The sequence below is a fragment of the Flavobacterium sp. Root420 genome (assembly GCF_001427905.1).
Lineage (GTDB): Bacteria > Bacteroidota > Bacteroidia > Flavobacteriales > Flavobacteriaceae > Flavobacterium.
In genome coordinates this window covers 1-13,318 of record NZ_LMEF01000029.1, presented here as the reverse complement: position 1 = coordinate 13,318, position 13,318 = coordinate 1, and the positions used below count along the sequence as shown (strand labels likewise).

The 13,318-nt window shown below is 34.7% G+C and carries 8 protein-coding genes, 2 tRNA genes and 1 rRNA gene; 7 read left to right on the top strand and 4 right to left on the bottom strand.

Annotated features, from left to right (window positions below):
- The first annotated feature begins 215 nt into the window (after positions 1-215).
- On the top strand, positions 216-818 hold the full coding sequence (locus ASC72_RS14635; RefSeq protein WP_117595799.1) for a nucleosidase: 603 nt from the start codon (positions 216-218) through the stop codon (positions 816-818).
- A 76-nt stretch (positions 819-894) separates the two neighbouring features.
- Here ASC72_RS14635 and ASC72_RS14630 read toward each other — a convergent pair whose 3' ends face one another.
- A complete protein-coding gene (locus tag ASC72_RS14630) occupies positions 895-1,932 on the bottom strand; it encodes a cellulase family glycosylhydrolase (RefSeq protein ID WP_082564312.1) in 1,038 nt (345 codons plus the stop codon).
- A 775-nt stretch (positions 1,933-2,707) separates the two neighbouring features.
- Between ASC72_RS14630 and ASC72_RS14625 the strand changes: the two genes are divergently transcribed.
- The 6 genes from ASC72_RS14625 (at position 2,708) to ASC72_RS14600 (ending at position 12,607) form a co-directional block, all read left to right on the top strand.
- Entirely contained in the window at positions 2,708-4,162 is a 1,455-nt protein-coding gene (locus tag ASC72_RS14625; protein WP_198528508.1) for a sialate O-acetylesterase, read from the top strand.
- A 784-nt stretch (positions 4,163-4,946) separates the two neighbouring features.
- On the top strand, positions 4,947-5,705 hold the full coding sequence (locus ASC72_RS14620; protein ID WP_056192044.1) for a LytTR family DNA-binding domain-containing protein: 759 nt from the start codon (positions 4,947-4,949) through the stop codon (positions 5,703-5,705).
- Positions 5,706-5,747: 42 nt separating this feature from the next.
- Positions 5,748-8,051, top strand: coding sequence for a PAS domain S-box protein (locus ASC72_RS14615; protein WP_056192041.1), 2,304 nt, complete (start codon positions 5,748-5,750; stop codon positions 8,049-8,051).
- Positions 8,045-8,449: a response regulator gene (locus ASC72_RS14610; protein WP_056192038.1), complete on the top strand. Its 405-nt coding sequence runs from the start codon at positions 8,045-8,047 to the stop codon at positions 8,447-8,449. The genes ASC72_RS14615 and ASC72_RS14610 overlap by 7 nt, the downstream gene beginning before the upstream one ends.
- 773 nt (positions 8,450-9,222) lie before the next feature.
- Complete coding sequence (locus ASC72_RS14605; RefSeq protein WP_056192035.1) at positions 9,223-11,040, top strand: T9SS type A sorting domain-containing protein; 1,818 nt, start codon at positions 9,223-9,225, stop codon at positions 11,038-11,040.
- Between the two features lie 67 nt (positions 11,041-11,107).
- Positions 11,108-12,607 carry a hypothetical protein gene (locus ASC72_RS14600; protein WP_056192032.1) on the top strand — a complete coding sequence of 500 codons (1,500 nt, stop codon included), beginning with the start codon at positions 11,108-11,110 and terminating at the stop codon, positions 12,605-12,607.
- 365 nt (positions 12,608-12,972) lie between these two features.
- On the opposite strand, the gene ASC72_RS14595 is transcribed toward ASC72_RS14600, so the two are convergent.
- The 3 genes from ASC72_RS14595 to rrf form a co-directional block, all read right to left on the bottom strand.
- A tRNA-Leu gene (locus tag ASC72_RS14595) sits at positions 12,973-13,058 on the bottom strand.
- Between the two features lie 7 nt (positions 13,059-13,065).
- Positions 13,066-13,138: transfer RNA gene (locus tag ASC72_RS14590), tRNA-Phe, on the bottom strand.
- Positions 13,139-13,206: 68 nt separating this feature from the next.
- A 5S ribosomal RNA gene (gene rrf / locus ASC72_RS14585) occupies positions 13,207-13,316 on the bottom strand.
- Positions 13,317-13,318: the final 2 nt, after the last annotated feature.

Below are 13,318 nucleotides of genomic sequence, written 5' to 3'. Positions count from 1 at the left end.
CCCACACTTATAAAAAAGTCAAATTTTTTTATAACCTCTACTATTTTATTTTTAACTAATTTATATAAAATTTTATCAAATACAGATTATCTGCAAACAATTTAATTTACTGCAATATACAGAAATAATAAATTTAGCAACTCATTCAAATCCTTTGCTATCATAACATTTTATCTATTCTAATTGAGCATCTTTGCATTAAAATAAATTTACAAATGATCAGAATTACAAAAGAGCTATCATTCCCATTAGAGCATATATTATTTTCATTTGCACTGCAATCTGAAGCAGCGGATGTATTTGATGAACATAACACGCTCATTACCGGAATTGGAAAAGTAAATGCCGCTTATGAATTATCCAAAGCCATTCAACATAAAAAACCATCACTCATTGTAAATCTTGGATCGGCAGGAAGCAATTACTTTCAGAAAGGTGAGGTCATTTGCTGCACTAAATTTATTCAGAGAGATATGGATGTCAGAGGCTTAGGCTTTAAACAATATGAAACTCCGTTATCAAATTTGCCCATACTTCTTGAATACGGGTTTGAAATGGAAGGTTTGCAGACAGGTATTTGCGGAACCGGGGATAATTTTGAAATGGGTCATAATAGTAAAATATATAATGTCGTAGATATGGAAGCCTACGCATTGGCCATGATTGCAATGAAAGAAAATATTCCATTTTTGTGTTTAAAATATATTTCAGATGGTGCAGATGATAATGCTGCAGATGACTGGGTGATTCAGGTGCACAAGGCTGCAATAGCGTACGGGACTATTCTGAATTTGAACAAAGATGAAATTTCTATTTAGTTGTTTAAATCTTCACTTCAAATATAGAAGAAGGCCATTGAAGGCCTTCTTCTAAAATAAAATTTATTTTTTTCAATTAGTTCTCACCCCAGCCATATCTTACACGAAATACACCAGAACTGTTAACTGTATTAATTGTAATATTAGTTCCGCTTCCACCTCTGGTAAACAAACTATAAGAATCACCATCTCTTAAACCAGGCCAATAAACGCTGGCAATTTGATCTGTTCTGCATACATCACTGGTTGCTACTATATAAGCAATTTCATTGTCAGACTGATTTCCGTTTTGATAATCTTTACCGGAGTTCATTCCGGCACCAAATTCAGTAATTACTGTTCGACTAGCATAACTTCCTACCCTGCTGCGCCAATCTGCTCTCCATTGTGTAACTGATCTGGTGGCCCAAAAAGCATAATTATGCAATCCTAATAAACATCCATTAAAACGAGTATCTGCCCCAACTCCGGTAACAGTTTCCGAATATCCTGTTCCTCCCAAAATTATTCGTCCTTTTGGAACATTCGGATAAGTGGAAAGAAACTGAGCATAAATAGTTGTTAACTGAGCTAAAGTATATCCATGAGGCTCGTTGAATGGCTCAAAATATACATTTGAGTTACCTTGATATTTATTTACAACGGTAGTCCACATACTCCAAAAAGCAGTTGTATTGTCAATAATTCCATCTTTTGATGATGAAGACTCCCAACACGCAATAATTACTTTCCAGCCTTTACTGGTCGCCTTATCTATCACTCCTTGATAACTAGCCCACCAACTCTCAGAAACAGAGGGTGGATTAATTGGAATACGAATAGTATTAACCCCATTTATTTTACTTGTAAAACCATTTAATATTGCATCTGTTTTTGCCACAACTGTGGCATAATTATCACCTGATGCTAAACCTGATGGAATAACCCAGCCATCCACAAAATTATCGCGTCCGTCTGCCCAATTCAGTCCTGCAATCGATGCCGCTCCTACTTTTGCAGTAAGATTATTATTTTTCACCGTATTTTCAATTACGGATTCATTTTCTGTTAGACTTGTCTGATTGATTTCAGTAACTTCATCTTTTGAGCATGCACATACAATGATGCTTAACATAAGTAAATACCTTTTTTTCATTAACATACAATTGTTTAAATTATTAAATTAATATTCTGAATCTATTCCGACTATTTATATAATATCTACATTCTATTTCTATAGTTTGCATAATAGTCAGGCAACGCATTAAAATAACGGGACCGCTTTTAATTTGAAATTATTTTTAAAAATTAGCAGGAGGCCCGAATTATATTTAAAATGCATTTTTACAATTAATCATAAGGTCGGTTCATGGGTTTGTTTGGTTTTAGTTAGTAAAATATAGAATTGTAATTGTAACCTGGTAATAAAGCAAATTAGGTAACAATAATACAAAGTAATGCTTATCTTACATATTACGGCAGGGGTAAATTGGAAAAAAAAGAAGGTCATAATGGTAATTTGATATTTTTTTAGCATTAAAAAAACTTAATACTTAAAAAAAGACCTGTTTTTTTACTCAATAAATAAATATTAAATTATCATTACCTGTAAGACACGGCTAAAAATTCAAAAATGTAGCATGGGGCCCAGGGCTTCTGGCGATTGGTTGAATCTTGCTCTCACATGAAAAATTATAAAAGTTATAGTTTTGAGAAAACCCTTCAGGATACAACAGGATAGATACGGAGTCGTATTTTTTTATTTTTGGAACTAACCATTAAAAACTAAGTAGTTACATAACTAATTAGAATAAATATACTCCATCTGTCAACAGCACCTCTCAATAGCGAAAAAAGGGTATTGAGAACTCTTGGACACTGACAACTTTATAACAACAGAAAATATGTATTTGAATAAATTTACTTTCTCCTCATTAAGCATTTTACTTGTATGTACCTTCAATCTTTTTAGTCAGGTTACGCTCCCGAAAATTTTGGGACACAACATGGTTTTACAGCAACTAAAAGATGTTCCCGTTTGGGGAACCGCCAGTCCAGGCGAAAAAATATCGATAGATTTCGCGGGACAAAACAAAACAACGATTGCTGATAACTCTGGCAAATGGTCAGTTAAACTCAAGCCGATGAAGGCATCATCTACACCACGTGAAATGACCATTAAAGGAACAAATACAATCATTCTGAAAAATATACTGGTGGGAGAAGTCTGGCTTTGCTCTGGCCAGTCAAACATGGAATATGCCATGCGAAAATACAGTAAATTCGAATCGGCAGTGAAGGGATACAGACCTCCTGAGGATGATTTGAATAAAGCAAATAATCCCAATATTCGCATTTTTCTGGATCGCAGAAAATACATGGATCCAAGTCCTGAGCACTTGGGCTGGGACTCAGCAATGGGAAGATCGTTAGTCGATTTTTCGGCTGTGGGGTATTATTTTGCGAAAGATTTATATTCTAAATTACACGTGCCGATCGGAATGATTTCTGCGGCAGTGCCCGGCAGTAGGATTGAACCCTGGATTGAGGCTTCGAAAATGGAAGTGTCACCTACAATGAAAAACGGAAAAACACTGGATAAACTTAGTGCCGATGGTGGCGATCCCGGTAAATTTTATGACACGATGATACAACCGCTAATCCCGTATGCATTGAAAGGATTTCTATGGTATCAAGGAGAATCAAATTGTTTTCTGAATGAAAATATCCGATATGCCTACAAGTTTAAAACACTAATTGAAAGCTGGCGAAACGACTGGAACGACAAAAAACTACCTTTTTACTTTGTTCAACTTGCTCCCTACGCTTATTCGACTACCAAAGATGATCGTCCTCACACTACCGAAAATCTTCCCGAATTCTGGGAAGCACAACAGCTTGTCCTGCATTTGCAAAATACGAATACTATTGCCATTACCGATTTAGTCGACACTATCGCTGATTTGCATCCGGGATATAAATGGGAAATTGGTCGCCGATTGAGTCTTGTTGCCGCAAATAAGGCGTACGGGCAAAAAAATGTCGTTTATTCCGGCCCTGTGTATACAAAAATGAAGACAATGGACCACACCGTTGAAATCACTTTTTCAAATACTGGAAGTGGTTTGGCAAGCCGTGATGGAAAACCACTTAGCTGGTTTAGCATAGCCGGAACTGATGGAAAATTTACCCCTGCAAAAGCAGAAATAAAAGGCAGTAAAATAATCCTTTCTGCACCTGAAATTCCAAATCCGGTTTCGGTTCGTTTTGGCTGGAACGAAGCTGCCCAATCCAATTTCATTAACAAGGAAGGACTTCCTGCAGTTCCTTTCAGAACCGATAATCCGTGGGACAAACTTTTTTGATCAAACCAGGTGTAAAATCACATAGTCTCACAGAAGATAAAAAATGGTTCTTATCGGGTTACGGTACTACTGGTCTATATAAATCGTTTTAAAATACTTTTCTCTAATTGCTTAGTCACTGAGTTTAGATTTCTGAATTTATAATCAGGAATAAAAAACAAATTCTAAAAATTTATATCAAATTCTAAAAAATGAATTATAATTTCAAATGAATGTATTGTTTACAATTGATGCCTTTTGATTTGTAATAAATCATGGTCTAGTTTATTATTAATCAAAAATAAAAATAAGATTCTAACCTAAATTGATGCAAATCCTCTGCAAAAAAGCCCTAATTTTTTAGGGCTTTTTTTTATGAGAAACTCCAAAACTTTAATAGTAAAACTTAAAAATATAAGCAGCTAAAAATTAGTAGTTTTTCACACAAAATTTATAAAATTTAAACCAAATGATATAAAATTTAAACCAAATGATGTAAAATAAACGCTTGTCAAATTAATAAATTTGACAATGTCTAATGTTAATTAGTATAAATGATTATTGATTATATTAAAAACGATAATAATCACGCAAATACACGTATTGTAAACACTTATACCGGTATTGGTGCATTTATTACTTTCAAGTTAAATGCTCTAGATAAATATCTAGTATTAATCAATGTTTCTGTACTTTCTATTTTAATATACACCATTTTTTTTATCAAATAAACAACTGATAGTCACTATTTTAAAAAATGTACTTCAGGCCTAAATTGTATTGTAGAAATAATAAAAAGAAAGCCATGACCCCTATCAACGCCGTAATCATATCAGAACAAAAAGAGACTTTTCTAATTTTAAAAAAATTTGAAGAAGAGAACTCCATGATAATGAAAATAGTTGGGGATACTAATTGCGTAAAAGAGGCCGCTGTACTTATAAAAGAAAAGAAACCGGATGTTATTCTTTTGGACATTGTTCTTGAAAATAATCTTTTTTTTGAGATACTTGAACGATTGGAATTTCTCATTCCAAAACTCGTATTTATCTCCGCACATAAAGATTATGCTATCAAAGCTTTTAAACATGATGCTGTTGATTTTTTATTAAAACCAATTGATTTTAATGCCCTTATTATAGCAGTATATAAGGTTATTAAAAGAAGAGCAATGGAACTCTCTTATCAAAATCAAAAAGTTAATAATATCATTATAAATACTGCAAATCAAACAAATGATTATGTTGCCGTAGCATCTTTAGAAAAAATAGAACTTATACCCATGGCAGAAATCATTTTTTGCAAAGCAGACGGAAAATATACTGTTTTTATGCTTTCTAACGGAAGCAGCATAATGTCAAGCAGAAATCTTGGCGAATACAGTACTATTCTCGACAGCAATTATTTTTTTAGAATTCATCATTCCTACATCATCAATCTTCGCCATATCGTTAAAATTTCAAAAAAAGATGGTTATTTCTGTGAACTTTCCAATGGGGTAATTCTACCGGTTGCCAAAAGAAGACAAGATGACTTTAACAAATTCATAAAACTTAAAGAATAAAAAAGGAAATATCCCTTTTACATTAATTCAATTCCTATATCAATGAATGGAAATAATAAAATAGATAACACTGCGGTAAGCGATAAAAACAATTGTAGTAGTACTAATTATTTTGAGGAACCACTACATGAACTTGGTAAAATTTTGGATTTTTCAATGGATCTGATTTGTTCTTGTGATAAAGAAGGAAAGTTTGTCTGGGTAAATAAAGCCTCAGAGCGTATTTTATGCTACCAACTTGAAGAATTAATTGGCAAAAAATACACTGACTTCGTACTTCAGGAGGATAACGATAATCAGATAAATGAAGATTTTGATTTTAAAAGCGGGTCACAGGTTCCTATATTTGAAAAAAAGTTTATACACAAAAACGGAAATATTGTTTATTTGCAATGGTCAGCTGTATGGGATGATGTAAAAAACTTATGCTACTGCATAGGCAGGGATATTACCGAGAAAAAAAACATAGAAAACGCTTATGAAATTGAGAGATTGCGGTTCTATAATTTATATTCGCAGGCGCCTTCCTGTATTGGAATTTTAAAAGGCCCAAACCATGTCTATGAATTGGCCAATGAGCTTTATTTAAAATTAATTGATAAAAAGGATGTTATTGGCAAGACGATACGAGAAGTTTTACCGGAACTTGAAACACAAGGGATTTTTGAAATATTGGATAATGTCTATCAAACAGGTGAAACCTTTACTGCCGATGAAATGCTGATTAAACTTGATCGTGATGGCAACGGAAAACTAGATGATGTTTATTTAAATTTCATCTATCAGGCACATAAGGATGCCAATAATACTATTGACGGTATCTTTTTCTTTGGAAATGATGTAACGGAGCAGGTTTTGTCACGGAAAAAAATTGAAGAAAGTGAAAAAATGTACCGGGATCTGATCCATAAATTACCTGTCGCCACATACTCCTGTGATGCTGAAGGACGAATAGTGCTCTATAATAAGGCTGCAGTTGCCCTATGGGGAAGTGAGCCTGAATTAGGAAAAGATTTATGGCATCATTCATGGAAAATTAACAATAATAAAAAAAGCTCCATGACGTACAATTTATGCTCTATGGCTAAAGCGCTAAAGGAGGGCGACCCTATCCTTAGAGAGGAAATAATCATCGAACGCCCTGATGGAGACAAGCGTTCGGTCTTGCCATACCCAGTTCCTTTTCGTGATATCGAGGGTCAGATAACCGGAGCTGTTATTGTACTGGCTGATATTACGGAAATGAAACTGGTCGAAAAAAGACTAAAAAAAAGCGAAAAAAAATACAGATACCTTTTCGACAATAATCCAATGCCGATGTGGGTGATCGATTTAGTAACTTTTAAATTTCTGGATGTAAATAAAATGGCCATTATGAAATACGGATATAGCCGGGAAGAATTCCTTGCCATGACTGCTTTGGACATACGACCAAACAATGAGAAAATTAGTTATATAAAATCCAACGATATTTTAGAAATTAACCAATCAAATTACAACAGAGGAAAATGGAATCATTTAAAGAAAGATGGAACTCTTTTTACAGTTGAAATCATAGCACATGATATTATGTATGAAGGAACTCGGGCAAGATTAATTCTTTCCAATGACATCACAGATCGTATAAAAGCAGAAATAAATCTGGAAAAAAGAAATAGAGAACTCATCAAAACCAATTCAGAACTGGATCGATTTGCGTACAGTGTATCCCACGATTTACGTTCCCCTCTGACTTCGATTCTTGGCCTTACCGCTTTTATTGAAGCGGAAAGTCAGGAAACCGATACGCTTAAACATGCCAAATTGATTCGAAGCAGTATTAATCGCCTCGATGAATTTATTAAAAACATTTTAAGTTATTCGCGAAATAACCGTACAGGACTTGAAGTACAACAGATTGCGCTAAATGAAATGGTGCTTGATGTGATAGAATCGCTCCAAAGCATGAAAGATGCAGAAGGAATTCGTTATGAAGTTGAAATCAGTGAACAGCATCCTTTTTTTACAGACAGATTGCGTTTTACTACCATTGTGAGGAATCTTATTTCCAATGCGATAAAATACCATAAAAAAGAACAGGCTGACAGATTTGTAAAAATAGTCGGATATTCAGATCAGGAGAATCTTCATTTATACATACGGGATAACGGAATCGGAATTGCTCCGGAATATCATCAAAAAATATTTGAACTGTTTTTTCGACTCTCGGGCAAAGATGGCTCCGGTATCGGATTATATATCGTAAAAGATGTCGTAGAAATGTTGCAGGGCACTATAGAAGTTCAGTCAGAAAAAGGGGCTGGAACCACATTTAATATCATACTAAAAAATTTGAAACCATGTTAAAAGAACCAGACCCAAAATTTGAAACCGTTATGATTATTGATGATAACCTGGTAGATTTATATATTATATCACGGATGATTACTAAAAATAATTTTGGGAAATATGTGTTGCATTATACCGAAGCAGAAGAAGCCATAAAATATTTGCAGGAGAACCAGGACAATATTTCCAAATTGCCGCAAATAATATTTGTAGACATCTATATGCCTCTAATGTCCGGATTTGAATTTCTTGAAGCATATGATAAGCTATCAACTACCTTAAAAAATTATTGTAAAACTTATATTATATCATCCACAATTGATAACGAAGATATAGCCCGGTCAAGCAGCAACAAGAATGTAGTTGCCTTTCATGTTAAACCAATTACCAAAGAATTTCTTGACCGAATAGTTTAGAGATTTAACCTAATTACAGAATTAACCGACAGCTCCCGAAGGGCAATTTTGCAATGATTTTTAGAATTATTTGTAATTACTTCTTTTTTAACTCCGGCTTTATAAAAATATAAAAGTCCACTTATCTCAAATTGCATTCAATTTGGACGGATTCTTCATGCCCCATCCGAAATGAATCCCCATTTTTTTCTCATGAACTTATAGAAATCTATTCATTATCTTAAGATACGTGAGACAGTATAAAAAACACCTGCTTATATTTCTTTTTTTACTCTCAAAACTCCATTCTTGAATTCATTATTAAAATGGAGCCGAATTAATACCTCATAGAATTCAAATCACTGTCTTAAATACATTACAGCTGTTGGCAGATATTTCTTTTTTGCCAGTTCCAAAATAAACAGTTATACCCTATAGCTGTCAGTTATTACTTCGTTCTTTCTATTCGTAAGTAATTTCTTTTAATTTGCAATACAAGCTATTAAAAAACAACGCCTTACACAATCTGCCGATTTCCCTTATCTTAATTAACTGTTATTTACAATGATGAAAAAACTGGCTTTCTATTTAATTTTTCTAATACCAGTAATAGCCCTGTCACAGAATCCCCCACCCCCAGGTTTACCCGATGATCCAGTTGCAGCACCTATTAACTCAATGCTTTTTATACTGTTTACAGCAGCTATTTTGCTTGGGAGCTATACCATTTTCAAAAAAAAATAGAGGTGCCCTTTAAGCTCAAAATTAACTGTATTAATTAAATTCAAAAAAATATGAAAAAAACTTTACTATTAATTTCGATTTTATTTTCATTACAAAGTTTTTCTCAAATATATGTCGGTTCCAATACACCTGTTTATGTTAAGAATCAGGTACTCTATGTAGGTCAGGATATAAATCTGGCCTCCAACTCTATTCTTTATTTAAGAAACAATTCTCAATTGGTTCAGGGAACAACTAGTACGTCTGCAAATACCGGAACAGGAGTTTTATCCCTTTACCAGGAAGGTAGCTCAGATAATTTTGATTATAATTACTGGTGCTCTCCTGTTGGTAATACCGCAGTATCTACAGGCAACAATAATTTTGGAATTACTTTATTATATCAGCCTACCACTGCAATCGCTTCTGCTGGTGCAACTATACTTCCTATAGGGAGTTATAATGGCATCGCGAATCCATTGACTATAGCATCACACTGGATTTATAAATTAACCAATGCCAACAATTATTCCCAATGGGTACAAGTTGGAACCTCTACTATGATTGCTCCGGGTGAAGGATTCACAATGAAGGGAACAAGTGGTTCTGATTCTGCAGATCCGGAGGGAACCGGTATAGTAAACAATCCCGGAAGTGCCCAAAGATATGATTTTAGAGGAAAACCAAATGATGGAAATATTACCGTTACCGTTGGTTCTAATAATGCGGCAACCCTAACAGGAAATCCCTACCCGTCTGCATTACATTTGAATGCTTTTCTTTTGGATCCAACAAATACTGCTGCAACCGGTATTGCTTATTTTTGGCAGCAGGACAAAAATGTAAACTCCCATTACCTCTCGGCTTACAGAGGAGGATATGCTGCCTACTCTCCAATTGACCTGGCATCAAATGGTATTTATACCGCGGCGACATTTAGATCTTACAACAGCGATGGTAGCGTCAATAATAATCCACCAGCAGGAACAAGTCCGATTGTAGCTCGAAAATATCTTCCGATTGGTCAGGGATTCATAATAAACGGAACTTCAAATGGAACAGTAACATTTAGAAATTCTCATCGTGTATTTTATAGGGAAGACAATATTTTATCACAATTTGAAAAACCGTCAAAAAACTTAAGCTCTAAATCAAATAATAATACAGACTTAGAGGATGGTCCTCCCCCTCCTCCTTCTCCTGTCCCTTATTTTAAGCTAAATACCATAATAAATAATGAGTTTACAAGACAGTTGGCTTTGGCGTTTGTTTCAACAGCTACCGATGGCGTAGACAGAGGTATTGATGCCAGGAATATGGATGAAAGCCTACCTAACGATGTTTCTTTCTGGATAGAAAATGGAAATTATGTAATTCAGGGCGTTACTTTCGATTTAAATAAAAAAATTCCGCTGTCGGTAAAAGTGACTACCAATACAACCTTTAAATTTTACATTTCTGAAATTTCAGATTTTGATAATTCGCAGCCTATTTATCTTTATGATCTCCTTGACAACTCGTATCATGACATTAAAAATGCCAAGTACGAAGTTGCAGTTGCTCCCGGAACCTACAGTGAACGTTTTAAAATCAGTTTTACAAACAAAACATTAGGCACAGATGAGATCAGTAAAACTGATTTTCTTATTGCACAGGACAATAAAAATCAAGTTTTAAAAGCACTGAATCCGAATAATTTAATAATCAAATCATTTACACTCTATGACATTCTTGGCAAAAAAGTGCTTGCTAAAAACAATTTAGCAGTAGATCAGAGTTATAATTTTTCAACTTCAGGACTGAGTTCTGGAATTTATATTGCAGTGTTCCTTACTGACGATAATACAAAAATTACTCAAAAAATAATTATCTCAAACTCCGGAAAATAACGTCAATCCAATAAGAATATATACTCACACGTACATTTAAAAAAAAATCCTCAATTAATATTAAATTATGGTAACTTACTCTACTCCGCAAAAAAACAAAACCGTATTATTATTTTTTTCTTTGTTTTTAACATTTTTGGGGCATGCACAAATTGGTATTGGTACTGTTACCCCAAATGCAAGTTCAGTTTTAGATATATCTTCCACTACTCAAGGTATACTGGCACCCAGAATGACCACAGTACAGAGAAATGCAATTGCAACTCCTGCCGATGCATTGCTTGTTTATGATACTGATGTAAAATCATTTTATTATTATAATTCCGCTACTTCGTCCTGGGCAATTCTAAGCGGTGGAACCCCTCCACGATTAAATTTCAAGCGTATTAGGGCCGGAGACAACCTGGCTGTTGTTCTTGCTGCAGAATTAGCAGCTGGTGGCGGTGCCAAGTATGTTTTAACAGCCAATACATTGTATGAAATTAATGGCCAGATTGTGTTTAATTTGCCTATAGATTTAAATAACGCTTATCTGGACGGTCTGGATGCTAATGAAGATATTATAGTCAAAACATCAGGCGTTCTTTTTGATGGCACTACAGGGGGAAGCATTAGAAATCTTACTATTACGACCCCAGGCGCAACTGTATTTAATTTAAATGCTGCGTCATCGACCGCAACCTTTTTGCTTAGAGATACCATAATTGCAAATGCAACAAGTGTTGGAACTGTAGCAGGTTACGGATTAGTTTTTTTGAGTATCGTTAATTTTTCAGGAAATACAAATGGTATTACTTACTCGAATATCGGCCAGTTGCTATTGAGTAACCAGGCATGGTTTAGCAATAATGCAGGTACCTATGAGAAATTTACAGGAACTTTTAATTTGATAGAAAAACAAGGAGGTTTCTCTAATGTTGGCACTGGTGCCTTTGGTGTGGATGTATCTACATCGGGTCTTACAATTACCAGCGATGCTGTTTTAGAGTCTGTTGTTTTTACCGGGCCGACTCCTGCTAATTATGTTAAACCTTACACTACAGGAACTTACACAGGCTATAATTTTAACAACAGCTGGTCAGTTAGGGCTGCAGGGATTCCGAATGAAGCAGATGCATATGCTGTAGGAGATTTAGCTATTGACTACGCTGTAGGTACTGGTATTGGTGTTTCTTTTACAAACAATTTAAATCCCAGTAATACTGTAAGGGTCGGAACCGGAACTACAGTCTCGACAGCATCAAATTTATTTCGCTTTTCTACAGATGGCGTTCCTTACCGTCTGAAATATCTAGGAAAAAAGAAAAGAATTTTTCAGGTTATAGGTTCTATTTCTTTTCAGGTTCCAGCGGCAGGGATTTATATAATTTATATTGCTAAAAATGGAACCATTATATCTGAGTCTAAAATTTATGGTAGAGGTGCGGCCGCACAGGACATTGTAGTCCTTCCGTTAAATGCATCAGCTGAATTAACTACCAATGATTATATTGAGGTATTTGCACAGCGTTATTCCGGAGGAAATGGAGATATTATTGTCCCAAATATGAATCTAATTGTTAAATAATTAGAAAAAAGATATCCCGTTTCTGTTATATATTTATAATAGATTGTCACCATAAAAATATAATTCACGGGATTCGTAATTATAGTAAAAGATTTTGAAGTAAACATAAAATGGAAGATTATGTTTATTATGGACGCCCGCCTTATACGCAAATATTTGGCGGGTTATTTCATTAAAAAGCGTTACTTGCTACTGGAGTTGCTTCCTAATTTGCAACAAAAAGAGGATCAAGATCCTCTTTAAAACATCAGGAGGTTTTGTCTTGATCCGTTATAAAGACTTACCATTTAATAGAGTATAATTATTTCCTTAATTAAAACCGACCAAAAACAAAAGACCCCTTATAAAAACAAGGGGTCTTCTTGTACTCAGAGCGGGACTTGAACCCGCACGAACATTGCTGTTCACTGGATTTTAAGTCCAGCGTGTCTACCAATTTCACCATCCGAGCATTTATGTGGTACCTCCAGGGATCGAACCAGGGACACATGGATTTTCAGTCCATTGCTCTACCATCTGAGCTAAGGTACCTTATATTTATATAATTATACAAATAAAGAATAAAAAACCCCGTTTCGATAGAAACAGGGTTTTCAAAAGAAAGGCGATGACATACTCTCCCACATAACTGCAGTACCATCTGCGCAGGCGGGCTTAACTACTCTGTTCGGGATGGGAAGAGGTGAGCCCCGCCGCAATAACCACCTTAAG